Source organism: Methylocystis echinoides (assembly GCF_040687965.1).
GTDB lineage: Bacteria > Pseudomonadota > Alphaproteobacteria > Rhizobiales > Beijerinckiaceae > Methylocystis > Methylocystis echinoides_A.
Window position 1 is genome coordinate 2,537,619 of the sequence record NZ_CP156084.1, and the last position, 25,746, is coordinate 2,563,364.

A 25,746-nucleotide genomic window follows, 5' to 3' on the forward strand; every position below is an offset into this window, starting at 1 on the left:
GAAGTCGCGAAAGGCAGCGCGTGACGAAAGGATTGTCCGACAGAGTCGTAATGGTTACAGGCGGCGCGTCGGGGCTTGGGCTCGCTATTGCGCGTGATCTCATGCGCGAGGGCGCCACGGTCGCCATCGTTGACATAGATGGCGCATGTGCGGAGCGAGAAGCGCAAGCGCTTCGGGCGGCGGGAGGCCGGTCCCTCGGCGTCGGCGCGGACGTTTCAAAGTGTGGGGAGCTTTCGGACGCTAAGAAACAAATCGAGGATGCGCTCGGTCCTATAGAGGGGCTTGTCAATAATGCCGGCGTCGCCGTTCTCGGGGCCGTCCATGACACGGATGACGGACTATGGCGCCGCGTGATGGACGTCAATCTGGACGGTGTGTTCTATGCCTGCAGGGCGATCCTTCCCTCCATGCAGGCGCGCGGGCGAGGCGCCATTGTCAATATCGCGTCCATCGCTGGTTTGGTGGGCGTTCCCAACATGGCGGCCTATTGCGCTTCGAAAGGGGCGATTATCGCTCTCAGTCGCCAGATGGCGATCGATTACGCTCGATCAGGCATCCGTGTGAATGCGATTGCGCCGGGCACGATTGGTTCGACGCGCATGGGAGCGGCGCTGCTCGGGAGCGATCTCACGCCAGAGGCCCAGGCCCGCCGCTTGGCGAAATATCCGCTGGGGCGATATGCAGAAGCCGGAGAGATTTCGAAGGCGGCAGTTTTTCTTCTATCAGATGACGCGTCGTTCATCACGGGGACTGTGCTGACAGTCGATGGCGGGATGACAGCGTATTAACGCGCGCACAAGGATAATGAGAGGCGCCCCGATCGGCGCCCCCGCCGTCAAGCTACTCTGGACTGTGCTCGCCTAGGGGAGACACGCGGCTTGCTTGCGGGCCTTCATCTCCCTCTTCCTCCTTGAATCCCACGCGAACGCCAGGCTCAAGATGGTCGAAGCCAGGCTCCTGGACGCTGTTGCGATGGAAATAAATTTCTCGGCCGTCCGCGCTTTCCAGAAATCCGTAACCTTCTTCGCGCATCAGCCGTCTGACCACGCCCGTCAGCGGTTCGTCGTGTTGCTTCACCTTTCCGCGCATGCGTGCGACTTGATCTTGCAGTTGGCGCACCGCCCGGGCGAAGGCGTCGCCGAGAGCGAATTCGAAGCGCTGAAAGCGTTCGTCTTGATGCGGCGTGCGCTCGACGGCGACCTCGCGTTCGTCAGGCAGGCTGAGGTAGATGTTTATTTCATAAAGGCCGCCGGTCCGATGATGGCCGCCTGGCGCCTTGACCACCACGCGGCAGGAGGTCATTCGCCCATAGCGGTCTTCGAGCCGCTCGATATGGCTGACGATTTGCTGCCGGAAGCTCTCGGAGGGATCCATGCCTTGAAAATCGATCTGCGGCTGGGTTTTCATCGTGCGACTCCCTTCTTTTACCGGGACAGGCGTCAGCGTCAGCGCCGCTCGCCCAGAGCAATGTTACTTGATTTCATCGTCTGCGCCGCCTTTCCTCAACGTCGCACCACACGCGCAATACGTTGCGCCGCCTCGCAGAGTTCGTGTGACGACGTCAATATGTCGGGGCAGAAACGCAGCAAGCCTTCCCGAGCGTCGGCGACCACGCCCTCCGCGGCAAGACGTTCGATTGCGGCCGTTGCATCATTATGGGGAACTGCGACAAAGGCGCCTCGCGGGCTTTGTGGCGCAAAGCAGGCGACGCCGCGGTCATTGAGTTCAGCGTTAAAGAGCTTCTGCTGCGCTAATGAATAGGCGCGCAGGCGCGCGACTCCCATCGCGAGCGTAAATTCCAGCCCCGCCCGCGCCTGATAAAAGGGCAGGATTGCAGGCGTCGATTCGAGCCAGCCGTTTGCGCCTTGTGCGAATCGCACCGTGTCAGTCCGCTCGAAGCTTGACGCCGTCGCCGATGCGAACCACCCCGTATCGAGCGTCCTCGGCGCTTCGTCGAGGCGGCGTGGATGGACATAGAGCCATGCGGCGCCAGGTCCGCCCCGCAGATATTTATAGGAGCCGCCGATGGCGTAGTCGACGCCAAGACCGGCGACGTCGACGGGAAGGGCCCCAGCGGCGTGATAGAGGTCGAGAAGGACTTCGACCCGCCGCTCTCTTGCAGCGTCGATAATCGTTTCGACATTATCGAGAAGCTGTCCGGTGTCGAAAAACACCAGGGACAGTACGAGCAGATCAGCTTCGCCTTGCAACGCGTCCAAAAAATCCTCGGCGCGGTAGAGGCGTCCCTCGCTCGGGCTGACCCAATGAACGGCGAGGCGCCCGTGGGCCCGGTAGGCTTTGAGAATTACGTCGATCGAAGCGAATTCGCTGCGTGACGCGATCACCCGCAGGGGTTTGTCACGGCGGTTCAAGACAGCGCGCAATCCCTGGCCCGCGCTCGTCTTGGGAACGATGCAGTGGGCGCCCGCCGCATGAATCAAGTCCGCGACGCGCGACCGGAAACGAAGCATTTCCGCCTCCCATCCATTCCAGGCGGCGTCCAGATCGGCGTACCAGAGACCAAGGCCCTCCTCGACGTCGTCTTCCGTTCGGTCGAGCGGACGCCCGAGCGAATGGTTCGCGAGATAAATAGACGGCCTTCCGTGCAAGACCCGGGAGAACAAAGGATCGATATGACGGCGGAGATCCTGCTCCTCGAATGTTCGGTCTCCGAGTGCGCGGACGGCCGCCTCGATCGCCTTCATGGCGGCGCTCCGATTGCGGTTCTGACGTCGAGAAGCTCGGGGAAGAAAGTCAGATCCACGATTTTTTTCAAGAATGCGACGCCGGACGAGCCGCCGGTGCCCGGCTTGTAGCCGATGATCCGCTCGACGGTCTTCATATGGCGGAAGCGCCAGAGCTGGTGATGCTCGTCGATGTCGACGAGCTTCTCGCACAGGGCGTATTCTTTCCAATAGGCGCTCGGTTCGGCGTAGATGCGCTGGAAAACCTTGACGAGGTCGTCGCTTCGTTCATGAGGCTTGGTCCAATCGCGCGCGATGCTAGCGCTCGGCACCTCGTGCCCCGATCTGTGGAGATAACATAGAAATTCGTCATAGAGGCTGGGAGACTCGAGCTCCGCGCGGAGCTCGATAAGCGACGTTTCGTCGTGCGCGTAGAGTTGCAGAATATCGCCCTGCTTATTGCCTAGTATGAATTCGACCAGGCGAAACTGGCGCGACTGGAGACCCGAGGCCGGTCCCAGCAAATGTCTGAACTGCACATATTCGCTGGGGGTGAGGGTTTCGAGCACCGACCACTGTTCGAATAACTGCTTTTGCGTCGCCTTCACGCGGGAAAGGATCTTCTCGCAGGGCTCGATGTCGTCGTGGCGAATATGCGCGCGGGCGGCGCGCAATTCGTGCAGCATGAGCTTGAACCACAGCTCGGCGACCTGATGCTGAATGATAAACAGCATTTCGTCGTGGTGTGGGGGAGAGGAAAGCGGTTGCTGCGCGCTCAGGAGCTGGTCGAGCTGCAGGTAGCGGGCATAGTCGAGTTTTCCCGCGAGGTCGCGGCGGACTCCCGGTTCCAGGCGGTCCAGATGTCGCGGGTCAGCCATGGCGGTGCGCTCCTTGAAGCGGAGGCGTCGAATGTGATGGTAGAGCGCGGCCGCGTCGAGCGAAGCGTCGCAGCGACGGATATTTTTGTCATGGCGCGACGCCGGCCGCTGGATTCAACGCCTTGGGCCGGCCGCTTCACATGGCGCCGCGGCGCGCCATTTCTGGACCACCACGGTCTGGAGGCGCTCGTCATGCCAAGAGAAAGCAAAGATCAGAAGGAAACCATCCACCGCGTCATGCACGAGTATAAGCATGGCGAGCTCAAAACGGCCGGCTCCGGCGCGAAGGTCAAGAACTCGCGGCAGGCGATTGCCATCGCTCTGCACGAGGCAGGCGCTACGAAACAGGAAAGCCCGGCGAAGAACAAGGCGACCCTGCGCAAGACTAAGGAGAAGGAGAGAAAGGGGCAGACGGCCGAGGCGGAAGCCGAGGGCAAGGCAGCGCAGGACCGCACGTTACGAGGCGAGTAAACTGAAGGAGAACGCCGCTTCGCGTCAGTGCGGATCGTGGCCCGCGACCTTCGGCTGGTCGTCCTCGATGGTGAAACTGCGCTGTGGCGACCGCATGCTCTGTTCCAGAGCAGCCAAGGCGTTGCGTTTTACTTTGGGCAGATCGGCGCGTGCGACGGAGACGAAGTCGGATGCGCCATGCGGACATCCGCGGTTCCCCTTGAAGACGACGATCGCGCCGTCGGTCACGACGCTATCGCCGGCGCGCAGCGTTTCGTCCCGGAGATAGGCGGTCGCGTTGTCGACTTTCGCGGCGCCGGGCGAGGCGCAAAGCGCGGCCCTGACAGGGCGCGATCCCGCAACATAGGGCCCATGCCCGGCGTCTTCGTCCTCGTCCTTCTTATCCTTCGCGACGCGCGCAGACTTGCGCTCATCGAGCGAACGGATGGAGAAGCCATCGCGCGCTTTCCGCTGGGGCCTCGCGCGCACAGGAGCCGGGGGCGGCGCGGCGCTTTCGCCGCCGCCGAAGAGGTCGTCGAGAAAATCCGCGCTTGCAGGCGCGCTGGCGAGGAGGAGGGTGAAGGCGGCGACAAGGCCGACGCTCTTGGAAAACCGGAAAATACGCACGGCTCGGAGCCCCTCACACGTAAATTAAGACTTCGGTAACATATCCGAACGACTCCGATCAAGCTGCGGTTGCTGCGGTTCACGCTTGCCGGCGCTCATCCGACGGTTTGTAGTTAATCTTATTGTTAAGCTGAAGTTATTATGAGCTACAGGAACGTCTGGGGGTCGACGTCGATCTGCACGCGCACGCCGCCGCGCGGCTTCGGCGCCGCGTCGATCAGATCGCGCAGGAAGCTCTGTACGTCGGCGCTTCGCGGCGCCTTGACCAGCAGTCGGTAACGAAACCGCCCGCGAATGAGCGCAATCGGCGCTTCCGCGGGGCCGAGCAGCAGGATGTCCTCCGCCTCCGGCAGGCTGCCCGGCGCGGCGACGCGATAACGCGGCGCTGGCGGCAAATCATGGGCGGCGCGCGCCAGCGCGCGGGCGTGCGCTTCGGCCGTCGCAGCGTCCTTTGCGGAAACGATGAGCGCGGCGAGGCGCCCGTAGGGCGGCAGGCCCGCGCGTCGGCGTAGGGCGATTTCCTGCGCGTAGAACTTTTCAGCGTCGCCCGAGAGCAAGGCGGCGATGACCGGATGCTCGGGCTGGAACGTCTGAATCAGCGCGCGCCCCGGCTTGTCGCCGCGCCCGGCGCGCCCTGTCACCTGATTGAGCAATTGGAAAGTCCGCTCGGACGCGCGCGGATCGCCGCTGCCCAGACCCAGATCCGCGTCCACGACGCCGACGAGGGTGAGCTGCGGAAAATTATGGCCCTTGGCGACAAGCTGCGTCCCGATAACGATGTCGAAGGCGCCCTTGGCGATGTCATCGAGTTCGCGCCGCAGCCGTTCCGCGCCGCCTGGAAAATCCGACGAAAGAACCAGAACGCGCGCGTCGGGAAAAAGCGTCGCGGCTTCTTCGGCGAGACGCTCGACGCCGGGACCGCAGGCGGCGAGCGAGTCCGTCGCGTGACACTCGGGGCATGTGTCCGGCCGTCTTTCGACATGGCCGCAATGGTGGCAGACGAGCGCGCGGCGGAACCGATGCTCGACGAGCCAGGCGTCGCATTGCCGGCAACGGAAGCGATGCCCGCAGTCGCGGCAGAGCGTGAGCGGCGCATAGCCGCGGCGATTGAGAAAGAGCAACGTCTGCTCGCCGCGCGCAATCGTTTCGGCAACCGCGGATGCAAGCCGCGGCGCAATCCAGCGGCCCCGCGACGGCCCTTCGCGCCGCATGTCGATCGGCTCGAGCAGCGGCATGGGACGCGCGCCGGCGCGGGCGTGCAGGCGCAGATGGCGATAGCGTCCGCTTTCTGCGTTGACGCGCGTCTCGATGGAAGGCGTCGCCGAAGCAAGCACGATGGCGGCGTGCTCGAAACGCGCGCGCACGACGGCCATGTCGCGGGCGTGGTAGCAGACGCCATCGTCCTGCTTATAGGCCGCTTCATGTTCCTCATCGACGACGATGAGCCGCAGATTGCAGAAGGGGAGAAACAGGGCGGAGCGCGCGCCCGCGACGACGCTGAGTTTGCCCGTCGCGGCCGCGCGCCAGATACGGGCGCGTTTTCTTGCGCTCACGCCCGAATGCCATTCGGCTGGCTTTTCGCCGAAGCGCGCGGCGAAGCGTTCGAGAAATTGCGCGGTGAGAGCGATCTCCGGCATCATCACCAGCGCCTGCCCGCCGTCTTCAAGCGCCGCGGCGATGGCCTCGAAATAGACCTCGGTCTTTCCCGAGCCGGTGACGCCCTCGAGCAGGAAGGGCGCGTAGGCCTTCGCGCGCACGGCGGAGACCAGCGCTTTCGCGGCGTCGAACTGGGCGGGTTCGAGACTGGGCGGGGAATAGGCCGGATCGAGCGCCCCCGCCACGGGGTCCGGCGGCGCCGTCATTGCGACAAGCGCGCCGTCGTCGACGAGCGCGTCAATCACGGTCGGGCCGCAGCCGGCGGCTTCCGCGAGGGCCTTCTTCGAAAACGCCATGCCGCCCTCGGCCGCCGCCAGCACGCGCGCGCGGGTCGGGGTAAGACGTTCGGGGGCCTGGCCGGTTGCGCGGTAGAGCGTTCGCAGCGCCTCGGGCGCGGCCTCTTCCGCCGCGCGCGTTGCGAGCCGCAGCGCCATGCCGCGCGGCGTCAGCGTGTAGCGCGCCAGCCAGTCGATGAAGTCGCGCAGCGTCTGCGGCAGCGGCGGCCGGTCGAGCCGGGCCGCGACAGTCTTGAGATTTGCATGCGCTGGCGCGGGCGTCTCGGCCACAGACCAGACGACGCCATAGGCTTCGCGGGCGCCCAGGGGGATTTTGACGCTGTCGCCAGGCGCAAGCGCGAGGGCGGGCGGAGCCAGATAGGAATAGGGCGCGTCAACGGCGACGGGCGCCAGCACATCGACCACCCGGGCGCCTGTCGATTGATCCTCCGCCACGCTCATGAGGCGGGCTTAAAGCATAACGGGACGCGCCGGAAGCGGCGGAACGAAGCCCGCCGCGCGCGGTTGCATCTGCCACAGAAGGCGCCCCGGAGGTTCAGATGAACAAAGCAAACAGCAATGTGCCGAGGATCGGCCAGTCGGCCGTGGTGACGGGGGTCGTCGCCGCGCTTGTCTCATCCGCCGCGCTCATGGCGCTTGCAAAAATGCAGGGGAAGGGGGCCTTGCAGCCGATCAACGCCACGAGTCACTGGCTCAACGGCGATGCGGCGGCCAATGTCGAGCTGCCGACGGGTCGGCATACGCTCGTGGGGTTTCTCACGCATCTCGGTTCGGCAATCTTCTGGGCCGCCCCCTTCGAGGCCTGGCTCGCGTTCAATCCGCCGCGCTCGCTTCCGACGCTGCTGCGCGACTCCGCGGCGATGGCGGGGGTCGCAGCCGTCGTTGATTACGGCGCGACGCCCAAGCGGTTTACCCCCGGTTGGGAGCTCTTGTTCTCGACCGGCGGCATGCTGCTCGCCTATCTCGCCTTCACCCTGGGCCTTGCCGGCGGCGCAATGGCTTCCGATCGCCTGCGGGAATCGTCGCGGCTGACATGGAAAGGGGCGGGCCCGCTCCGTCTGCCGCGCTTCATGCAGAGCTAGGGGCAGGCGTCCCAGAAGCCGGCGCTGTAGGTTGCGTCCGTGTAAAACCAGCATAGACCGTCCGCCGGCGCGGCGGAGGTCGCATAGGACGCCGCCGCGGCGGCGCTCAGCACGCCGATCGCCGCGCCCGCGGCGATCGCGCCGCCAGGGGCCCAACCATAGGCGGGGCGTCGCCAGCCGGCATAGTAGCCGCCACGGTAATAGCCGCCCGGCCGATAATAGCCGCCACGGTAGCCTGCGACCGGACGGCCGACGCCGCCATAAAACCCGCCGCGCGCCAAGGTCGCCGCCGGACCCGTCGCCGGGGGCGCCGCCAGCGGAACCGCGTAAGCCGCGGCGTCAGCCAGGAGCAGGGCGGCGAGCATGACGCCTGCGAAGATGCGCAATGGTCCGGTCATCCGAAAGCTCTCCGTTGAAAAAGCGAACGCGTCACATTACCCGGTCATCGCGCTTCGCGCGACATCAACTTCCGGACAGGAGAGAGCGTGCGCCGCCTTGACCTTCCGCGCCGGGCTCCCTATCCCTGATCAAAGCCAGTCGGCCGGACGGCCGCTGCGTCATGCAGAGGAAAGTCCGGGCTCCACGGAGACACGGCGCCGGATAACGTCCGGCGGGGGCGACCCCAGGGAAAGCGCCACAGAAAGCAAACCGCCGGGCCTCGCGCCCGGTAAGGGTGAAAGGGTGCGGTAAGAGCGCACCGCCTGAACGGCAACGCTCAGGGCATGGCAAGCCCCGCCGGGAGCAAAACCGAATAGGGACGACGAAAGCCTCTTTCGAGGCTTTCAACCCGTCTCCGGGATGTCGTCCGGGTTGGTTGCTCGAGGCGGTCGGCGACGACCGTCCCAGAGGAATGGCCGTCACGCGCGTTCTCGGGAAACCGGGCGCGCGCCATACAGAACCCGGCTTACAGGCCGGCTGGCTTTTGCTTTTTTGTCTTGGGTTCGACGCGCGCGGCGCTCCTGCGTAAACCCTCCCTTAAGACTAACAAAGCTTAATGGCTTTCGGCGTCTCAGGCAGGCGCTGCGGCGCGCCGCCGCTTGAGCCCTTTGCTTAGAACAAACATGGCCCGCCAGACGATTTCGCCGCGACGCACCCCCACCGCCAGACGGGCCGAGGATAGCCCGGCCGCGGCGCGGCGCCTCGGGCGGGCGGCGACGGCGAATGCGAGGATGAGGGCGATGGGCGGCGACAACAGCGCGGATCTCGACCCGGCGCAGAGCGGCGGGGTCCGGCATGTTCCGGTCTTGCTCGCTGAGGCGGTTGCGGCGCTGCGCCCGCGTGCGGGCGGCCGCTATCTGGACGCGACCTTCGGCGCCGGCGGCTATACGCGCGCCATTCTCGCCGCGGACGACACGAAAGTGCTGGCGCTCGATCGCGATCCGACTGCGATCGCCGCCGGCGCCGATCTCGTCCAAGCCTCGGGCGGTCGCTTGACGCTCGTCGAGGCGCGTTTCTCGGAGCTCGAGAGGGTCGCCGCCGCGCAAGGGTTCTCGCCGCTCGACGGCGTCGTCTTCGACATCGGCGTTTCCTCGATGCAGTTCGACGAGGCCGAACGCGGCTTCTCGTTTCGCGGCGACGGGCCGCTCGACATGCGCATGGAAGGGACAGGCTCGAGCGCGGCCGACCTCGTCAATGAGGCCGACGAAGAGACGCTTGCCGACATCTTCTATTTCTACGGCGAGGAGCGCGCCGCGCGCCGCATCGCCCGCGCCATCGCACATGACCGCAAGCTCGCGCCTTTCCTCTCGACCAAACCGCTCGCCGAGCTGATTGCGCGCGTCGCGCCCGGCCGGCCCGGCGACATTCATCCCGCGACGAAAAGCTTTCAGGCGCTGCGCATCGCCGTCAACGACGAGCTTGGCCAATTGCTCGACGGCCTCGCCGCGGCCGAGCGGGTTCTGATCGAAGGCGGACGCCTCGCCGTCGTCACCTTCCACTCGCTCGAAGACCGGATCGTGAAGCAGTTTCTCGCCGCGCGTTGCGGACGCGGCGAGACCGGCTCCCGCCGTCTTCCCGGCGAGGCCGCGCCGCCGCCCGCGAGCTTCATATGCGAAGGGCGCCAGCCGATAGCGCCCGCGCGCGAGGAGATCGCCGCCAACCCGCGCGCCCGCTCCGCCAAGCTGCGCCATGCGACGCGCACCGCCGCGCCGCCGCTGCCCTTAAGCGACCAACTCATGCGGCTCGCCCGCCTCCCGGCGCGCGACAAGGGAAAAGCCTGAATGCTGCGGCTCCTCAACATCCTCGCGATCACCGCGCTCGTCGGCTCGGCGGTTTACGCCTATTCGATCAAATATCAGACGAGCTACCGCGCGGAGCAAATCGCCAAGACCAAGATCGACATCAAGGCGGAGCGCGACGCGATCGCCGTATTGCGGGCGGATTGGGCCTATATGACCCGGCCCGAACGGCTGCAGCCGCTGGCGGATCAGTATCTGCCCGAGATGAAGCCGCTCCAGGTGACGCAGCTCGTCCCGGCGCAAGCGTTGCCGCAAAAGGCGCGCACGGACTCGATCGGAGCCAAGCTCAGCGAGATTGGCCTCAGCGCCTCGGCGACGCCGCCCGCGGTTCCCGCCGCGCCGACGACGACGCCGAAATCCGAACCGGCGAGAGCAAAAAGCGCGACGCCGAAAGTCACCGCCGCCAAGGCGCCGAGCGCCGGCCCATCCGCTTCGAGCCAGGAGCCGAAAAAGCCATGACAGAGCCCTCGCCTATGCCGGAGCCGGAGACGCCCTCGGCCCGTGCGGCGGAAAAGCCGTCGAAATGGCGGGCGATGATCCGCCGCGTCTTTACGACGAGCCTCGACTCGAGCGCGCCGCGCATGCGGCTCGCGGCGCTGGGCTTTTTGGCGCTTTACGGCGTCATCGGCGCCAAGCTCGTCTATCTCGGCTTCAAGCCGGAGCCGGCGACGACCCGCCGCGCCGCCGCTGAGGCCGTCGCAGCCTCGCGCCCGGACATTCTCGACCGCAACGGCGAAGTGCTGGCGAGCGACGTCAAGGTCATGTCGGTCTTCGCCGAGCCGCGCCGACTCGTCGACAAGGACGAAGCGACGGAGCTGCTCACCGCCGTCCTGCCCGATGTGGATTCCAAGGAGCTGCGCGAACGTCTCGGCTCGAAAAAGGGTTTCGTCTGGGTGAAGCGCGAAGTCTCGCCCCACCAGCGCGACGAGGTGTTCCATCTGGGGCTTCCGGGCGTTGGCCTGATCGCCGAAAACAAGCGCGTCTATCCCAACGGTCCGATCGGGGCCCATGTGCTAGGCTTCGCCAATGTCGACAACCAGGGCATCGCCGGCATCGAGAAGTATATCGACGGGCAGGGCCTCGCGGATCTGCATAATCTCGGTTTCGGCGGGACGCCGGACGACCTTCAGCCGGTGACCCTGTCTCTCGACATCCGGGCGACGCATGCGCTCCGCGACGAAGTCGTCAAGGGCGTCGAGCATTTCAAGGCCAAGGCCGGCGCCGCCGCGATCATGGACGTCAATACGGGCGAATTGGTCGCGCTCGCCTCCTATCCGGATTACGATCCCAATAAGCCGACCGAGGCGCTCGATCCGATCCACATCAACCGCATGAATGTCGGCGTCTACGAGATGGGCTCGACATTCAAGGCGCTGACCATCGCCATGGCGCTCGACTCGGGCAAGGTCAATCTGAACTCGCGCCTCGACGCGCGGGGCGCGCTGTCCTTCGGGCGCTTCAAGATCCACGATTATCACGCGCAGAACCGCGCGCTCACGGTGCCCGAGGTTTTTACCTATTCCTCCAACGTCGGCACCGCGCGCATGGCGATGGGGCAGGGCGTGGAGAAGCATAAGGCCTTTCTGCGCAAGATGGGGCAGCTCACGCGCATGCGCACCGAATTGCCGGAGAGCGCCGAGCCGATCGTGCCCAGAAACTGGGGCGAGCTGAATACGATGACGATCGCTTTCGGCCATGGACTCGCCGTCGCGCCGCTGCAGGCGATGATGGCCGTCGGCGCCCTGATGAACGGCGGTTATCTCATCACCCCGACCTTTCTGAAGCGCACGCCCGAAGAGGCGATGAAGGACGCCGTTCAGGTGATCAAGCCCGAGACGAGCGAAGCCATGCGCTATCTCATGCGGCTCAACGCCGAGATTGGCACCGCGAAGAGGGTCGACGTCAACGGCTATTACGTGGGCGGCAAGACGGGCACGGCGGAAAAGGTGATCGGCGGCCATTATTCCAAGAACCGCCTGTTCACGACCTTCATGGCGGTCTCGCCGGCCGACAAGCCGAAATATCTGTTCCTGACCATCATGGACGAGCCGCAGGGCCTGCCCGAGACCGGCGGCTATGCGACGGCCGCCTATAATTCAGGCCATGTCACGGGGCAGATTATCGAGCGCGTCGGCCCGATCCTGGGGCTCGCGCCGCGCTTCGAGCCGCCGCATCTGCCCTTCCCGCTGCTGGCCAAACTCGGCTATGGCATGGCCAATGTCCCTGCGACCGGAGGCCATGGCCACTGATGCGTCTCGATCAGCTCCTCGCCCGAGACGACCTCGACCCCGCCCTTGCGGAGCTCGAGATCGCCGGCCTCACGGCGGACAGCCGCGCGGTTGACGAGAGCTTTGCCTTTTTCGCGATCCCCGGCCACGCCGGGGATGGTCTTTCTTATGTAGAGGACGCCAGGGCGCGCGGCGCCGTCGTTGTTATTGCGCAGCGCGAAGCCGATTGCCCGCTGCCGCTCCTCGTCGTCGCGGACGTGCGCGCGGCGCTCGCACAGGCGGCGGCGCGCTTCTATCCGCGCCAGCCGCAAACGATCGTCGCCGTCACCGGCACCAGCGGCAAGACTTCCGTCGTCGCGTTTCTGCGTCAGATCTGGGCGGCGCTCGGCCACGAGGCCGCCTCTCTCGGGACAGTGGGCGTCGTGGATTCGAAAGGCGCCCATTACGGCGCGCTGACCACGCCGGGGCCCGTGGAGCTCCATAAGATCCTCGACGAACTCGCCAGGCGCGGAGTCACGCATGTCGCCATGGAGGCCTCGTCGCTCGGCATCGATCAACGGCGGCTCGACGGGGTGCGCCTGACCGTGGCGGGCTTCACCAATTTCTCGCGAGACCATCTCGATCACCACCGAGACATGGAAGAGTATTTCGCGGCGAAGATGCGTCTCTTCGACACGCTGCTGCAGCCGAACCAGACGGCGGTCATCGACGCCGACGCCGATATTGCCGCGCGCGTCGCCTCGGTCTGCCAAGCGCGCGGATTGCAAATCTTCAGCGTCGGCAGGAAGGGCGAGGCGATCGTTTTGAAGGAGGCGCGGCCGAGCGCGCTTGCGACGGGCCTGACGCTCGTCCACGCAGGGACGGCGTATAAAGTCGAGCTTCCGCTCGCGGGCGCCTTTCAGGTCGCCAATGCGCTCGTCGCCGCCGGTCTCGCCATCGCCGCGGGCGACGCGCCGGCCCGCGTCTTCGCGACGCTCGGAGGTCTCAAAGGCGCGCCGGGTCGTCTCGAACTCATTGGCGCGCGCCATGGCGCGCCCGTCTTCGTCGATTACGCCCACAAGCCCGACGCGCTGGAAAAGGTGCTCGCGACAGTGCGTCCCCTGGCGCCCGGGCGGCTCATCGTCGTCTTCGGCTGCGGCGGCGATCGCGACAAGGGCAAGCGGCCGCTGATGGGCGAGATCGCCGCGCGCGGCGCCGATGTCGCCATCGTCACGGACGATAATCCGCGCAGCGAGGAGCCGGGGACGATCCGCGCCGAAATCATCGCGGGCGCGCGCGGCGCAGGGCCGGCGAAGATCATCGAAATTGCCGACCGGGGCGAGGCCATTTCCAGAGCCGTCGCCGATCTTTGCGCCGGCGACGCGCTTGTCGTCGCCGGCAAGGGCCACGAGACTGGCCAGATTGTCGGCAATCGCATATTGCCCTTTTCAGATCACGAGGCGGTCGTAAAGGCGCTGCAGGAGCATGGTTCATGAGGCAGGAACCCCTTTGGTCGGGACTCGCGCTGGTCGGCGCCCTTCAGGCCCGCGTCAGCGGCGCGCTGGCGCGCGAGGCGACGGGCGTCTCGATCGACACGCGCACGCTGCAGCCGGGCGATCTATTCGTCGCCATTCGCGGCGAGGCGCGCGACGGCCATGAGTTCGTGCGCGCAGCCTTCGAGAAGGGCGCCGCCGCCGCCGTCATCGACGAAGCGCATGCGCTGGATCTCGCCGGCGTCGGACCGCTCTTCGTCGTGAAGGACGTGCAGCGCTCGCTCGAATTCCTCGGCATGCGCGCGCGCGACCGCACCGCCGCTTTCATCGCCGCGATCACCGGTTCGGTCGGCAAGACCTCCACAAAAGACATGACGCGCCTCATGCTGTCGCGTTTCGGCGGCGCCCATGCCTCTGTCGCCTCCTATAATAATCAGTGGGGCGTGCCACTGACTCTTGCGCGCATGCCGGCCTCGACGCGCTACGGCGTTTTCGAACTGGGCATGAACCATGCGGGCGAAATCGCCGGCCTCGTCGCCCAGGTGCGCCCGCATGTGGCCGTGATTACGCGCGTCGCTCCCGTCCATCTCGAATTCTTCGATTCCGTCGAAGGCATCGCCGACGCGAAGGCGGAAATTTTCACGGGGCTCGAGGGCGGCGTCGCCATCATCAACCGCGACGACGACCATTATGCGCGGCTCGCCGAGGCGGCGTCTCCCTATGCAGGCCATATCTTCGATTTCGGCGAATCCCAAGGCGCGCAGGCGCGGCTCCTCGATTACAGGAGCGTCGGCGACGCGTATGAAATCACCGCTGATATTCTCGGCAACAGACTCGTCTATCGCATCGGCGCCCCTGGCAAGCATATTGCGCTGAATTCGCTCGCCGCTCTGCTCGTGGCGGTCGCCTTCGACATCGACGTCGCAAAGGCCGCCGAGGCCTTCGTGGAATTCACGCCGACGGCGGGCCGCGGACAGCGCGAGACGCTCGATACGGGCGACGGCGTCTTCACCCTCATCGATGAAAGCTATAACGCCAATCCGACCTCCATGCGCGCGGCGCTCGATCTGCTGTGCTCGACGACGCCGAGCCCGGGCGGCCGCCGCATCGCCGTGCTGGGCGACATGTTGGAGCTTGGCCCGCAGGCGGGCGAACTCCACGCCGGCCTCGCCGAAGATGTGGAACGCGCCAAGGTCGATCTGTTGTTCACGGCGGGCCCGTTGATGTCGCGGCTGTATTACGCGGCGCCGGAGCGGCTTCGCGGCGCCCATCGCGCCACGCCGCTCGAACTGGAGGAGGCGGCGGTCGCCGCAATTCGGCCGGGCGACGTCGTCATGGTCAAAGGTTCCAACGGGTCGCGCATCTCGCGAATCGTCGCGGCGTTGAAAGAGAAATTCGCGGCCGAGACGGCCAGCTGAGGAAGTAAGATCTATGCTCACGCTGCTTGCGGAACTGTCACCCTATTTCAGTCCGCTCAACGTCTTCCGCTACATCACCTTCCGCGCCGCCATGGCGGCGGCGACCGCGCTTTTTTGCGTCTTCTTCTTTGCGCCTGAGACCATAGCGGCGCTGCGCGTGCGGCAGGGGAAGGGACAGCCGATCCGCACCGATGGGCCGCAATCGCATCTCGTGACCAAGAAGGGCACGCCGACGATGGGCGGGCTCATGATCCTCTCCGGCCTCATCGTCGCGACGCTGCTCTGGGCGAAGCTCAGCAACGCCTATGTCTGGATCGTTCTTTTCGTCACCGTGTCCTTCGGCGCGATCGGCTTCTACGACGATTACCTGAAAGTGACCAAACAGTCGCACGCGGGTTTTTCCGGGAAGGCGCGCCTCGCGCTCGAATTCCTTATCGCGGGCGTCGCCTGCTATTTCCTCACCAAGGTCGGCGGCGAGAATATGTCGAAGCTCGCCATTCCCATGGTGAAGGGATACATCGGCTCGTTGGGAATGTTTTTCCTCGTTTTCGGCGCTTTCGTCATCGTCGCCGCCGGCAATTGCGTCAATCTTACCGACGGTCTCGACGGATTGGCGATCGTGCCGTCGATGATCGCGGTCGGCACCTTCGCGATCTTCGCCTATCTCGTCGGCAATTCGATTTTCTCGAACTATCTCGGCGTCAATTACGTGGCGGGCGTCGGCGAATTGACGATCGTCTGCGCGGCCTTTGTCGGCGCGGGGCTCGGATTCCTCTGGTACAACGCGCCGCCGGCGCAGATCTTCATGGGCGACACCGGCTCGCTCGCGCTCGGCGGTCTGCTCGGCACGGTGGCGGTGGCCGTGAAGCAGGAATTCGTGCTCGCGATCGTCGGCGGCCTGTTCGTGCTCGAGGGCGCTTCGGTCATCATCCAGGTCGCCTATTACAAGACCACCGGCAAGCGCATCTTCCTCATGGCGCCGATCCATCATCACTTCGAACAGAAGGGCTGGAAGGAGCCGCAGATCGTCATCCGCTTCTGGATCATCGCATTCGTGCTGGCCCTCATCGGCCTCGCCACGCTGAAGCTGAGGTGAGCATGACGCCGGTCACGACCTTCAAGGGCAAGACTGTCGCCCTGTTCGGCCTCGGCGGCTCGGGGCTTTCCACCGCCAAGGCGCTGATCGCCGGCGGCGCCCAAGTTTGCGCCTGGGACGACGGCGAGGCCGGGCGGCTGAAAGCCGTTGCGCAGGGCGTGCCGCTCGAAGATCTCTCGCAGAGCGACTGGTCGCGTTTTTCCGCGCTCATTCTGACGCCGGGCGTCCCTTTGACGCATCCGGAGCCGCATTGGACCGTGCCGCTCGCGCGCGCCGCCGGCGTAGAGATCATCGGCGACATCGAGCTTTTTTGCCGCGAGCGGGCGGCGCAAACCGGCGGCTCGCCGTTCATCGCCATTACCGGCACCAACGGCAAGTCGACGACGACAGCGCTCATCGCGCATATCTTGCGCGAAGCGGGTCGCGACGTGCAGCTCGGCGGCAACATCGGCGTGCCGATCCTCGATCTCGAGCCGCCGTCGGATGAGCGCATTCACGTCATCGAGTGCTCGTCCTTCCAGATCGACCTCACGCCCTCGCTCAACCCGACGATCGGCATTTTGATCAATCTGACGCCCGATCACATCGACCGGCATGGGACAATGGAAAATTACGCCGCCGTAAAGGAGCGGCTCGTCGCGGGCGCAGAAGTCGCGCTCGTCGGCGTCGACGACGCTTACACCCATGCGATCGGCGCACGCCTCGCCGCCAATGCGCGCGAGGGTCAACGCGTCGTCCCGGTCTCCGGCGCCCGCGCGCTCGATTGGGGTTTCTATGCCGAGAAAGGCGAGGTCTATTTCCGCGAACAGGGTCACCCGCCGGAGGAGGCCGAGCTTCTCGGCGTGTTGACCGGCGCGCGGGCGTTGCGCGGCGCGCATAATGCGCAGAACGCGGCTTTCGCGGCCGCGGCCGGCTGGGAATGCGGCCTCGAAGACGAGGAGATCGCGCGCGGCTTGCAAAGCTATCCCGGTCTCCCGCATCGCATGGAGGAGGTCGGGCGGATCGAGCGCGCGCTCTTCGTCAACGATTCCAAGGCGACCAACGCCGACGCCGCAGAGAAGGCGCTCGCGAGCTTCGCCGACATCTATTGGATTATCGGCGGCAAGCCGAAGGAAGGCGGCATCGAACCGCTGCGCGGCTATTTCTCGAGAATCCGCAAGGCGTATCTCATCGGGGCCGCGAGCGACGATTTCGCGCGCACGCTCGAGGGGGCTCTTCCCTATGAGCATTGCGAGACGCTCGACGTCGCAACTTTCCGCGCCGCCTGCGACGCGCTCGCGGGCGACGCCGCCGAGCCGATCGTGCTGCTGTCGCCGGCTTGCGCGTCCTACGACCAGTTCCCCAATTTCGAGGCGCGCGGCGACGCGTTCCGCAAGCATGTTCAGGGATTGCCGACGAAACTCTCCGCCAGAGGAGGAACATAAATGATTTCGCGCGCCGAGCGAACCGCATTCTCGGACTGGGCGTGGACGATCGACCGATGGCTGCTTGCGGGCATCGGCCTGCTCATCATCGCGGGTCTCGTCTTTGCGATGGCCGGCAGCCCGCCGGTGGCGGAGCGTCTGCATCTGCCGACCTTCCACTTCGTCAACCGGCAGGTGGCCTATCTTTTGCCGGCGCTCGCCGTCATGATCGGCGCGTCGTTCCTCTCGCCGCGGCTCGTGCGCCGCGCGGCGCTCGTCGTCTTCATCGTCTCACTGGCGCTTGTCGTCGGCACGCTGTTCTTCGGGCAGGAGGTGAAGGGCGCCAAACGCTGGATCTTCGGCATTCAGCCCTCGGAGTTCTTGAAGCCCGCCTTCGTCGTCGTCGTCGCCTGGGCCTTTTCGGAGGGCGCGCGTCGCAAGGACGTGCCCGGCAATCTCATCGCGCTGCTGCTCTTTCCGTTGACGATCGGCCCGCTCGTGCTGCAGCCGGACTTCGGCCAGACCATGCTCGTTTCAATCGTCTGGGGCGCGCTGTTCTTCATGGCCGGCCTGCATGTGATCTGGGTCGTCGGATTGGGCGGCGTGGCGCTGCTTGCGGCGCTGCTCGCCTACAAATTCGTGCCGCATGTGCATGCGCGCATCGAGGCCTTTCTGGAGCCGCCGCCGCCTGTCGCGGGCGTGCCGGCCAATTTCCAGTCCGAGACCGCGCTCGAAAGCTTCATCGCTGGATCGTGGTTCGGCAAGGGGCCGGGCGAAGGCACGGTGAAGCGCATCCTGCCGGACTCGCACACCGACTTCATCTTCGCCGTGATTGGCGAGGAGTTCGGCGTCCTCGTCTGCATCGCGCTGGCGCTCGTCTTCGCCTTCATCGTGGTGCGCGGCCTCTTCCTCGCGGCGCGTAACGAAGACCCGTTCTGCCGCTTCGCGACCGCCGGGCTCGTCATGCTGTTCGGCCTGCAAAGCTGCATCAATATGGCGGTGAACGTGCACCTCATGCCGGCGAAGGGCATGACTTTGCCCTTCGTCTCCTATGGCGGCTCGTCGCTCATTTCGCTGTCGCTCGGCATGGGTTTTCTGCTTGCCGTCACGCGTAAGCGCCCGCGCACCCGCGTCCTGACCGAGGTCGCCGCCAGCGGCCAACCTGTTCCAGCAGCTGCGTGACATGACGGAAAGCCCGATCCTTCTCGCCGCCGGCGGCACCGGCGGCCATCTCTTTCCAGCCGAGGCGCTCGCCCATGCGCTTGCCGCGCGCGGCGTTCCCGCGGAGCTTGTCACCGACGAGCGCGCGCTCGCCTATGGCGGGAGCTTTCCGGCCCGCGCGATGCATTGCATCCCGTCCGCGACGCCGCGCGGCGGCTCGTTCATCGCCAAGGCGCAAGCGGTGGCGCGCCTCGCCTATGGAACGGCGCAGGCGGCGAAAGTGTTTCGATCGCTGAAGCCCAGGGCGGTCATCGGCTTCGGCGGCTATCCGACCGTGCCGCCGCTGCTCGCCGCGGCCTTCCTCAAGATCCCAACGGTCTTGCATGAGTCGAACGCCATTATGGGGAAGGCCAACCGCTTCCTCGCCGGCCATGTCGACAGGATCGCCGCCGGCCTGCCCAATCTCGCTGCGCCCGCGCCGCTGCAGGGCAAGATCGTCGTCACCGGCAACCCGGTCCGCCCGGCGGTGCTCGACGCCGCGAACATCCCCTATCCGTCATTCGATGACGGCGCCTTTCGTCTTCTCGTCACCGGCGGCTCGCAGGGCGCGCGCGTGATGGCGGATATCGTGCCCGAAGCGATTGCGGCGTTGCCCGATAATCTTCGGTCGCGCCTTCGTCTCGTGCAGCAGACCCGCGCGGAAGACATCGCCCGCGTCGAGGCGATCTACCGGAGCGCCGGCGTCGCTGTCGACATCGCGCCTTTCTTCAAGGATCTCCCCTTGCGCATCGCACAGGCGCATTTCGTCATCTCGCGCTCCGGCGCCTCGACGGTCTCGGAGCTTGCGGTCATTGGCCGCCCGGCGCTGTTCGTGCCGCTGCCGCACTCGCTCGACGGCGATCAGGCGGCAAACGCCGCCTTTATCGAACAGGCCGGCGCGGCGGAGACGGTCAGGCAGGCGGACTTTTCGCCCGCCTTTCTGACGGCGCGCCTGGCTGAGCTCATGGAATCGCCCGAGGCGCTCGCACAGCGGGCCGAGGCGGCCAAGCGCGTCGGCGTTCCGGACGCCGCCGAAAGACTTGCCGACCTTATTTTGAGCGTGGCGCAAAGCCGCGCGTAACGGAGCTGCTCATGAAACTGCCGCGCGATCTCGGCCCCATTCATTTCGTCGGCATCGGCGGCATCGGCATGTCCGGCATCGCCGAGGTGCTGCTCAATCTCGGCTACAAGGTGCAGGGCTCCGACGCGACCGAGAACGCCAACGTCAAGCGGCTTTCGGAAAAGGGCGCCGCTGTCTTCGTCGGTCATGACGCCAAGAATTTGGGCGAGGCGGCGGTGGTCGTCGTCTCGACCGCCATCAAGCGCGACAATCCCGAGCTTGCGGCGGCGCGCGAGAAGCGTCTGCCCGTCGTGCGCCGGGCGGAAATGCTTGCTGAGCTGATGCGCCTCAAGCAATGCGTCGCCATCGCCGGCACGCATGGCAAGACGACGACGACCTCGCTCGTCGCGACGCTGCTCGACGCCGGCGGGCTGGACCCGACCGTCATCAATGGCGGCATCATCAACGCCTATGGCACCAATGCGCGACTGGGCGCCGGCGATTGGATGGTGGTCGAGGCCGACGAAAGCGACGGCACTTTCTTAAAGCTTCCGGCCGATATTGCGATCGTGACGAATATCGACCCGGAGCATCTCGATCACTTTCATACCTTCGACGCGATCAAGGACGCGTTTCGCGCCTTCATCGAGAATATTCCGTTTTACGGCTTTGCGGTGATGTGCCTCGATCATCCGACGGTGCAGGAGCTCGTGGGCAAGATCGAAGATCGGCGCGTGATCACCTACGGCGAAAACCCGCAGGCCGACGTCCGGCTGCTCGACGTGAATTTGGAAGGCGGCGTCTCGCGCTTCAATATCTTGTTGCGCGATCGCAAGACCGCGCAGGCGACCTATCTTGAAAATCTCCTGCTGCCCATGCCCGGCCATCACAATGCGTTGAACGCGACGGCGGCCGTGGCGGTCGCCTATCAGCTCGGCCTCTCTCCGGACCAGATCCGCAAGGCGCTCGAGGGCTTCGGCGGCGTCAAGCGCCGCTTCACGCGCACGGGCGAATGGAACGGCGTGCAGATCTTCGACGACTACGGCCACCATCCCGTCGAGATCGCCGCCGTGCTGCGCGCCGCGCGCGCCTCGACCAAGGGAAAGGTGGTGGCGGTGATGCAACCGCACCGCTACACGCGCCTGCAATCGCTGTTCGATACCTTTGCGACGTCCTTCAACGACGCCGACGTCGTCATCGTCGCCGACGTTTATGCGGCGGGCGAGCAGCCGATCCCGGGCGTCGACCGCGACGCGCTCGTGAACGCCATCCGCGCGCATGGCCATCGCCGCGCCATGGGTCTGCCCTCGCCGGAGGTGTTGCCGGCCATGGTGCGCGAGATCGTGGCGCCGGGCGACTACGTCGTCTGCCTCGGGGCCGGCAATATTACGCAGTGGGCCTATGCGTTGCCGGAGCAGCTCGCGGCGGGCGGAGCAGCATGAGACGCCCCCATGACCTTCGCTGACCTCACCCCCGACATCGCCGCGCGCATGCCCGACCTGCGGGGCAAGCTGTCCGCAAACGAGCCGCTCGCGCCTTACACCTGGTTTCGCGTCGGCGGACCTGCGCAGCTTCTCTTCATGCCGGCGGACGAGGCCGATCTAGCTTATTTTCTCGCGCGTTTGCCGAGAGACATTCCGGTCGTCGTCATTGGCCTCGGCTCCAATCTCATCGTGCGCGACGGCGGCGTCGCGGGCGTCGTGATCCGCCTTTCGGCAAAGGGCTTTGGGGATATTGTCGTTGAGGACGCGCGCCTGCGCGTCGGCGCGGCCGTGCCCGACGTCAAGGCGGCGCGGGCGGCGGCGGATGCGGGCGTCGACGGGCTCGCCTTTTATCGCGGCATACCCGGGGCCATCGGCGGCGCGCTGCGCATGAACGCCGGCGCGCATGGCGGCGAAACGAAGGACGCGCTCATCGAGGCGCGCGGCGTCGATCGCGACGGCCATATCCGGGTCTTCAGCAACGCTGAGATGGGGTACTCTTATCGCCACTGCTCGGCCCCCGAAGAGATCATCTTCACGCAAGCGCTCTTCCAGGGACGCCCCGGCGATCCGCAGACCATCCTTGCCGAAATGGATCGCATCACGCAGGCGCGCGAGGCCTCGCAGCCGATCAAGGAAAAGACCGGCGGCTCGACCTTCAAGAATCCTGAAGGCCACAAGGCGTGGCGGCTGATCGACGCCGCCGGCTGTCGCGGACTCATCGTCGGCGACGCGCAGGTGAGCGAGATGCACTGCAACTTTCTCATCAATCGTGGCCAGGCGACGGCCGCCGACATCGAGACGCTCGGCGAGACGGTCCGGCGGCGGGTCAAGGAGACGAGCGGCGTCGAGCTGCACTGGGAAATCAAGCGGATCGGAATTCCTTAAATGAGCTTCTTGACGTCGCGCAGCCTGTTCGTCGACCGCGAGTCGCCGCGCCTCGCCGCCTTTCTCGCCGGCCCCTGGACGACGATTTTGCTCCTCGCCGCTGCGATCGCGATGCAGGCGGCGGGTCACATCGACAGCGACGTCTCCTGGTTCATTACCTTCGCGGAAAAGACGCTCGACGGGGCCACGCCCTATGTCGACGTGACCGATCCCAACCCGCCGGCGGCCTTCTTGGCGCTCGCCCCGGCCGTGATGTTGGCGCGGGCGCTGGGTCTCGCCGTCGAAACCGTCGTCGCCGCGCTCGCCTTTTTCGCGGGCTTCCTCTCCCTCGCGGCGAGCGCCGCGATCCTGCGCTACGGCGCGCCGCGCTCGCGCGAGGATTGGGGGCTGTTGCTGAACGCCGCCGTTTTCCTGTGGCTGCTTGCGCCGGCGCTCGTCTTCGCCGAGCGCGAGCATCTGGCGCTATTGGCGCTTGCGCCGCTGCTGGCGACGCTCGCAGCCCGCGCCGAAGGCGGGCGCGTCCCTAGGTCGCTGCGCATCGTCGCGGGGCTCGGCGGCGGCCTCGCCGTCTGCTTCAAGCCGTTTTTCGCGCTCGCCATTCTGCTCCCGGCGCTGGCGGTCGCCATAAGGGAGCGCTCGCCGCGCCTGTTGCTCTCGCTCGAGAATGCGGCCGCCGCCGGGATTTTCCTCCTCTATGGCGCCGTTACGCTCGTCTTGTTTCCCGCCTACGGGGATTATGCGCTGCCGGTGATCGTGGACGTCTACCAGCCCGCCCGCGAAACCTGGCCGCGTCTCGCGTTGACCCTCGCGCCCGTAAATATCGCGGTTCTCGCGGCGCTCGCCATCGCCTCGGCGCAAGGCTTCGCGCATCCGCCGGCGGCGCCGGGCTTTGTCGTTCCATCGGCGGCTCGGGTCTGCGCCTTTGCGTCGATTGGTTTTCTCGCCGCCTTTCTCCTTCAGGGGAAAGGCTGGATGAACCACGCCTATCCCGGCCTTGCGCTGGCGCTGCTCGCCTGGTGTTTTTTCACGCTCGACACGCATCCGCGCGCCCGCGCGGCGCGGGATGGCCGGCTCTTCAAATTTGTCTTTCTGCCCCTGTTCCTCGCCGCCCCGGCGATGTTTGGCGCCGCTCGACTGCTGAGTGACGAGGAGGAGCATCCCGGTTTGCGGGCCGAGATCGCGCGCGTCGCCCCCGCCCAGCCGCGACTCATCGCGCTGGCGCGCCAGCTCGACTTCGGCCATCCCGTGACGCGCCAACTCGGCGGAATATGGGTTGGCCGCCCCAATGCGCTGTGGACCGCAAGCTTCGCCAGCCATCTGCTTCGCGACTCGAAGGACCCAGCCCAGCGCGCCCGGCTCGAGAGCTATCGACGGCGAGACCTCGCCGGCTTCGCCGAGGACGTGCGCGCCGGTCGCCCCGACGCCATCATCGTCGAGGACAGGGAGACGCGCGAGTGGGCGCTCAAACAGCCCGAAACGGCCATTGCTCTCGACGGCTACGAAAAGACCGGCCAGGCGGAGGCGATCGAGATCTGGACCCGCAGGTCGCCCTGACGGCGTTGCGCCACCGGGCGACGCAACGTAGCCTCTAAACGATTCGCGCCGGCGCCTGCGCCGCCGCCCGCCTGTTGAGAAAGCGTAGCCGGTTCGCCCGGCAGTCCTTTGGGCGCCCCCTCGTATCCACCTTCGAGTTCAGTGAGACCGATATGACCAAACACGTCGCCGTGCTGATGGGCGGGCTGTCCGCCGAACGCGAGATCTCGCTGCGCTCGGGAACGGCCTGCGCGAGGGCGTTGGAAGAGCAGGGCTATCGGGTGACGCCGGTCGATGTGAGCCACGACGTCGCGAGCCTGCTCGCTTCGCTCAAGCCGGACGTCGCCTTCAACGCCTTGCACGGGAAGTTCGGCGAAGACGGCTGCGTTCAAGGCGTGCTGGAATTGCTGCGCATCCCCTACACGCATTCCGGCGTGCTCGCTTCCTCGGCGGCGATGAACAAGGAGGTCGCCAAGGTCTTGATGGCGGCGGCGGGCGTGCCGGTCCCCAAGGGCCGCGTCGTGCATCGGCTGGAGGCGGCGCAAGCGCATGTCTTGCCCCCGCCCTATGTCTTGAAGCCGGTCTCGGAAGGCTCCTCCTTCGGCGTTTTCATCGTCAAGGCGGACCAGGAGCGCCCGCCGCTGGAGCTGACCTGTGCGGACTGGGCGCATGGCGATCTGATGCTCGCGGAAGAGTTCGTGGACGGGCGCGAGCTCACCTGCGCCGTGATGGGCGAACGTGCGCTCGACGTTATCGAAATCCTCGCCGCGGACGGGGGCTGGTACGACTACCACGCGAAATACGCGAAAGGCGGCTCCAAACACCTTCTTCCGGCAAATCTTAAAGAGAAAATTTACCAAGAGGTCCAACATTTAGCGATCGAGGCTCACAGAGCTCTCGGCTGTCGCGGCGTCAGTCGCGCGGACTTCCGATACGACGATCGTCCTGGCGGGACGGGCGCGCTCGTCGTTCTGGAGGTGAACACGCAGCCGGGAATGACGGAGACCTCGCTCGTGCCAGAAATGGCGGCTTTTGCAGGTTTTTCGTTCGGCGAGCTAGTCAAATGGATGGTGGAAGACGCATCCTGCGATCGTTAGGGGAGACGACTGCCCTTCCGCTCGTTCATTTTCCTGCGGCCGAGCCCCAGCCCGCGGGCGCCGGCGGGCCCATTCCCGCCGCGGCGCCGGCCGCCCACGCCGCCCCCCGCGCCATCCCGCGCCGCCGCATCGATCACCCGCTCTTTACCCGTTTTGCGTTTCTTGGACGGCCCGGAGTCGGCCTCTTGGGTCTCCTCCTGCTCTTCGGCGGCGTCGGCTTCGGCGGCTTGGTCGAAAACGGCGGCTATGACGCATTCGTCTCGCGCGAAGGCCAGCCCTGGGACATCGTCGCGCGCACGGTCGGATTCGACATCGCCGCTGTGACCATTACCGGTCAGTCGCGCATGACGGAAAAGGAGCTCTTGCGGGCCGCGGGCGTCGACGCGCGCAACTCGCTGCCCTTCCTCGACGCCGCCGGCGTGCGCGAGCGGCTGATGGCCGTCCCGCTGGTGAAATCCGCCCGGGTGATGAAGCTCTATCCGAACCGTCTCGTGATCGCGATCGAGGAGCGCCGTCCACATGCCCTGTGGCAACAGGACGGTCGCGTCACGGTTGTCGCCGACGATGGCGTCGCCATCGACGAATTGCGCGACGAAAGATATCTCGGCCTGCCTTTTGTCGTTGGCGAGGGCGCGCAGAAGCGGCTGCCCGAGTATCTCCAACTGCTGGCCGGCCTCGGCGATCTGGCGCAGCGCGTAAAGGCCGGCGTGCTCGTCTCGGGCCGGCGCTGGGATCTCGACATGACCAGCGGCATGCTGGTCAAGCTGCCCGAGGAAAACCCCGCGCGCGCCGTCGCGACGCTGCTGCGCCTCCAGCGCGAGTCCCGCATTCTCGACAAGGACATCATGTCGATCGACCTGCGCGCGCCGGACCGCGTCGCGGTGCGCCTCACGGAGGAGGCCGCCGCCGCGCGTGAGGCGGCGCTGCCGCACAAGACAAAGAAAACGGGTGGTTAGCGTT

General features: G+C 66.0%; 23 protein-coding genes and 1 other RNA gene. 18 read left to right on the top strand and 6 right to left on the bottom strand.

Annotated features, from left to right (window positions below; translation table 11 throughout):
- Positions 1-20 precede the first annotated feature (20 nt).
- Positions 21-788, top strand: coding sequence for a glucose 1-dehydrogenase (locus RVU70_RS12400; RefSeq protein WP_363346699.1), 768 nt, complete (start codon positions 21-23; stop codon positions 786-788).
- Positions 789-840: 52 nt separating this feature from the next.
- On the opposite strand, the gene RVU70_RS12405 is transcribed toward RVU70_RS12400, so the two are convergent.
- The 3 genes from RVU70_RS12405 to RVU70_RS12415 form a co-directional block, all read right to left on the bottom strand.
- Positions 841-1,407 (bottom strand): HPF/RaiA family ribosome-associated protein, encoded by a 567-nt coding sequence (locus RVU70_RS12405; protein WP_363346701.1) that lies wholly within the window; start codon positions 1,405-1,407, stop codon positions 841-843.
- A gap of 95 nt (positions 1,408-1,502) precedes the next feature.
- A complete protein-coding gene (locus RVU70_RS12410; RefSeq protein WP_363346703.1) occupies positions 1,503-2,705 on the bottom strand; it encodes an aminotransferase class V-fold PLP-dependent enzyme in 1,203 nt (400 codons plus the stop codon).
- Positions 2,702-3,481, bottom strand: coding sequence for a tryptophan 2,3-dioxygenase family protein (locus RVU70_RS12415; RefSeq protein ID WP_363351314.1), 780 nt, complete (start codon positions 3,479-3,481; stop codon positions 2,702-2,704). The genes RVU70_RS12410 and RVU70_RS12415 overlap by 4 nt, the downstream gene beginning before the upstream one ends.
- Between RVU70_RS12415 and RVU70_RS12420 the strand changes: the two genes are divergently transcribed.
- On the top strand, positions 3,362-4,033 hold the full coding sequence (locus tag RVU70_RS12420; protein ID WP_363346705.1) for a DUF6496 domain-containing protein: 672 nt from the start codon (positions 3,362-3,364) through the stop codon (positions 4,031-4,033). The two genes, RVU70_RS12415 and RVU70_RS12420, sit on opposite strands and share 120 nt — an antisense overlap.
- A 24-nt stretch (positions 4,034-4,057) precedes the next feature.
- On the opposite strand, the gene RVU70_RS12425 is transcribed toward RVU70_RS12420, so the two are convergent.
- Positions 4,058-4,639, bottom strand: coding sequence for a hypothetical protein (locus RVU70_RS12425; RefSeq protein WP_363346707.1), 582 nt, complete (start codon positions 4,637-4,639; stop codon positions 4,058-4,060).
- 146 nt (positions 4,640-4,785) lie between these two features.
- Complete coding sequence (locus tag RVU70_RS12430) at positions 4,786-7,032, bottom strand: primosomal protein N' (RefSeq protein ID WP_363346709.1); 2,247 nt, start codon at positions 7,030-7,032, stop codon at positions 4,786-4,788.
- Between the two features lie 98 nt (positions 7,033-7,130).
- Here RVU70_RS12430 and RVU70_RS12435 point away from each other — a divergent pair, with 98 nt between their 5' ends.
- Positions 7,131-7,673 (top strand): hypothetical protein, encoded by a 543-nt coding sequence (locus tag RVU70_RS12435; protein ID WP_363346711.1) that lies wholly within the window; start codon positions 7,131-7,133, stop codon positions 7,671-7,673.
- On the opposite strand, the gene RVU70_RS12440 is transcribed toward RVU70_RS12435, so the two are convergent.
- The gene (locus tag RVU70_RS12440) at positions 7,670-8,071 is read right to left on the bottom strand and encodes a hypothetical protein (RefSeq protein ID WP_363346713.1); all 402 of its coding nucleotides are present in this window, start codon (positions 8,069-8,071) and stop codon (positions 7,670-7,672) included. The two genes, RVU70_RS12435 and RVU70_RS12440, sit on opposite strands and share 4 nt — an antisense overlap.
- Positions 8,072-8,206: 135 nt before the next feature.
- Here RVU70_RS12440 and rnpB point away from each other — a divergent pair.
- From rnpB to RVU70_RS12515, 15 genes are all read left to right on the top strand, one after another.
- Positions 8,207-8,596: RNase P RNA component class A (gene rnpB / locus RVU70_RS12445), an RNA gene on the top strand.
- Between the two features lie 255 nt (positions 8,597-8,851).
- Positions 8,852-9,892: a 16S rRNA (cytosine(1402)-N(4))-methyltransferase RsmH gene (rsmH, locus tag RVU70_RS12450; protein WP_363346715.1), complete on the top strand. Its 1,041-nt coding sequence runs from the start codon at positions 8,852-8,854 to the stop codon at positions 9,890-9,892.
- Positions 9,893-10,369, top strand: coding sequence for a hypothetical protein (locus RVU70_RS12455; RefSeq protein ID WP_363346717.1), 477 nt, complete (start codon positions 9,893-9,895; stop codon positions 10,367-10,369).
- Positions 10,366-12,159, top strand: coding sequence for a peptidoglycan D,D-transpeptidase FtsI family protein (locus RVU70_RS12460; protein ID WP_405044801.1), 1,794 nt, complete (start codon positions 10,366-10,368; stop codon positions 12,157-12,159). Before RVU70_RS12455 ends, RVU70_RS12460 begins: the two co-directional genes overlap by 4 nt.
- Positions 12,159-13,613, top strand: a complete 1,455-nt coding sequence (locus RVU70_RS12465) for a UDP-N-acetylmuramoyl-L-alanyl-D-glutamate--2,6-diaminopimelate ligase (RefSeq protein ID WP_363346719.1) — start codon at positions 12,159-12,161, stop codon at positions 13,611-13,613. Before RVU70_RS12460 ends, RVU70_RS12465 begins: the two co-directional genes overlap by 1 nt.
- Positions 13,610-15,028, top strand: a complete 1,419-nt coding sequence (locus RVU70_RS12470) for a UDP-N-acetylmuramoylalanyl-D-glutamyl-2,6-diaminopimelate--D-alanyl-D-alanine ligase (protein ID WP_363346721.1) — start codon at positions 13,610-13,612, stop codon at positions 15,026-15,028. Before RVU70_RS12465 ends, RVU70_RS12470 begins: the two co-directional genes overlap by 4 nt.
- Before the next feature lie 13 nt (positions 15,029-15,041).
- Positions 15,042-16,124 (top strand): phospho-N-acetylmuramoyl-pentapeptide-transferase, encoded by a 1,083-nt coding sequence (gene mraY / locus RVU70_RS12475; protein WP_363346722.1) that lies wholly within the window; start codon positions 15,042-15,044, stop codon positions 16,122-16,124.
- Positions 16,125-16,126: 2 nt separating this feature from the next.
- Positions 16,127-17,548: a UDP-N-acetylmuramoyl-L-alanine--D-glutamate ligase gene (gene murD / locus RVU70_RS12480; protein WP_363351318.1), complete on the top strand. Its 1,422-nt coding sequence runs from the start codon at positions 16,127-16,129 to the stop codon at positions 17,546-17,548.
- Positions 17,549-18,709, top strand: a complete 1,161-nt coding sequence (locus RVU70_RS12485) for a putative peptidoglycan glycosyltransferase FtsW (RefSeq protein WP_363346724.1) — start codon at positions 17,549-17,551, stop codon at positions 18,707-18,709.
- A 1-nt stretch (position 18,710) separates the two neighbouring features.
- Positions 18,711-19,808 carry an undecaprenyldiphospho-muramoylpentapeptide beta-N-acetylglucosaminyltransferase gene (gene murG / locus RVU70_RS12490; protein WP_363346726.1) on the top strand — a complete coding sequence of 366 codons (1,098 nt, stop codon included), beginning with the start codon at positions 18,711-18,713 and terminating at the stop codon, positions 19,806-19,808.
- Positions 19,809-19,819: 11 nt separating this feature from the next.
- Positions 19,820-21,229: a UDP-N-acetylmuramate--L-alanine ligase gene (gene murC, locus RVU70_RS12495; RefSeq protein ID WP_363346728.1), complete on the top strand. Its 1,410-nt coding sequence runs from the start codon at positions 19,820-19,822 to the stop codon at positions 21,227-21,229.
- A gap of 9 nt (positions 21,230-21,238) precedes the next feature.
- Positions 21,239-22,156, top strand: a complete 918-nt coding sequence (murB, locus tag RVU70_RS12500; RefSeq protein WP_363346730.1) for a UDP-N-acetylmuramate dehydrogenase — start codon at positions 21,239-21,241, stop codon at positions 22,154-22,156.
- Positions 22,157-23,710 carry a hypothetical protein gene (locus RVU70_RS12505; protein ID WP_363346732.1) on the top strand — a complete coding sequence of 518 codons (1,554 nt, stop codon included), beginning with the start codon at positions 22,157-22,159 and terminating at the stop codon, positions 23,708-23,710.
- 152 nt (positions 23,711-23,862) lie between these two features.
- Complete coding sequence (locus RVU70_RS12510) at positions 23,863-24,786, top strand: D-alanine--D-alanine ligase (RefSeq protein ID WP_363346734.1); 924 nt, start codon at positions 23,863-23,865, stop codon at positions 24,784-24,786.
- Entirely contained in the window at positions 24,753-25,742 is a 990-nt protein-coding gene (locus RVU70_RS12515; protein ID WP_363346736.1) for an FtsQ-type POTRA domain-containing protein, read from the top strand. The genes RVU70_RS12510 and RVU70_RS12515 overlap by 34 nt, the downstream gene beginning before the upstream one ends.
- The last annotated feature ends 4 nt before the right edge of the window (positions 25,743-25,746 follow it).

What these genes read in the sequence shown, in the direction of transcription:
- RVU70_RS12435 (WP_363346711.1), top strand. Translation starts at nt 7,131, where the DNA reads ATGAACAAAGCAAACAGCAATGTGCCGAGGATCGGCCAGTCGGCCGTG.
- RVU70_RS12505 (WP_363346732.1), top strand. Translation starts at nt 22,157, where the DNA reads ATGAGCTTCTTGACGTCGCGCAGCCTGTTCGTCGACCGCGAGTCGCCG.
- RVU70_RS12410 (WP_363346703.1), bottom strand. Translation starts at nt 2,705, where the DNA reads ATGAAGGCGATCGAGGCGGCCGTCCGCGCACTCGGAGACCGAACATTC.
- RVU70_RS12460 (WP_405044801.1), top strand. Translation starts at nt 10,366, where the DNA reads ATGACAGAGCCCTCGCCTATGCCGGAGCCGGAGACGCCCTCGGCCCGT.
- RVU70_RS12485 (WP_363346724.1), top strand. Translation starts at nt 17,549, where the DNA reads ATGATTTCGCGCGCCGAGCGAACCGCATTCTCGGACTGGGCGTGGACG.
- RVU70_RS12465 (WP_363346719.1), top strand. Translation starts at nt 12,159, where the DNA reads ATGCGTCTCGATCAGCTCCTCGCCCGAGACGACCTCGACCCCGCCCTT.
- RVU70_RS12405 (WP_363346701.1), bottom strand. Translation starts at nt 1,407, where the DNA reads ATGAAAACCCAGCCGCAGATCGATTTTCAAGGCATGGATCCCTCCGAG.
- murD (WP_363351318.1), top strand. Translation starts at nt 16,127, where the DNA reads ATGACGCCGGTCACGACCTTCAAGGGCAAGACTGTCGCCCTGTTCGGC.
- mraY (WP_363346722.1), top strand. Translation starts at nt 15,042, where the DNA reads ATGCTCACGCTGCTTGCGGAACTGTCACCCTATTTCAGTCCGCTCAAC.
- RVU70_RS12430 (WP_363346709.1), bottom strand. Translation starts at nt 7,032, where the DNA reads ATGAGCGTGGCGGAGGATCAATCGACAGGCGCCCGGGTGGTCGATGTG.
- RVU70_RS12510 (WP_363346734.1), top strand. Translation starts at nt 23,863, where the DNA reads ATGACCAAACACGTCGCCGTGCTGATGGGCGGGCTGTCCGCCGAACGC.
- murG (WP_363346726.1), top strand. Translation starts at nt 18,711, where the DNA reads ATGACGGAAAGCCCGATCCTTCTCGCCGCCGGCGGCACCGGCGGCCAT.
- rsmH (WP_363346715.1), top strand. Translation starts at nt 8,852, where the DNA reads ATGGGCGGCGACAACAGCGCGGATCTCGACCCGGCGCAGAGCGGCGGG.
- murC (WP_363346728.1), top strand. Translation starts at nt 19,820, where the DNA reads ATGAAACTGCCGCGCGATCTCGGCCCCATTCATTTCGTCGGCATCGGC.
- RVU70_RS12455 (WP_363346717.1), top strand. Translation starts at nt 9,893, where the DNA reads ATGCTGCGGCTCCTCAACATCCTCGCGATCACCGCGCTCGTCGGCTCG.
- RVU70_RS12440 (WP_363346713.1), bottom strand. Translation starts at nt 8,071, where the DNA reads ATGACCGGACCATTGCGCATCTTCGCAGGCGTCATGCTCGCCGCCCTG.
- murB (WP_363346730.1), top strand. Translation starts at nt 21,239, where the DNA reads ATGACCTTCGCTGACCTCACCCCCGACATCGCCGCGCGCATGCCCGAC.
- RVU70_RS12470 (WP_363346721.1), top strand. Translation starts at nt 13,610, where the DNA reads ATGAGGCAGGAACCCCTTTGGTCGGGACTCGCGCTGGTCGGCGCCCTT.
- RVU70_RS12515 (WP_363346736.1), top strand. Translation starts at nt 24,753, where the DNA reads ATGGATGGTGGAAGACGCATCCTGCGATCGTTAGGGGAGACGACTGCC.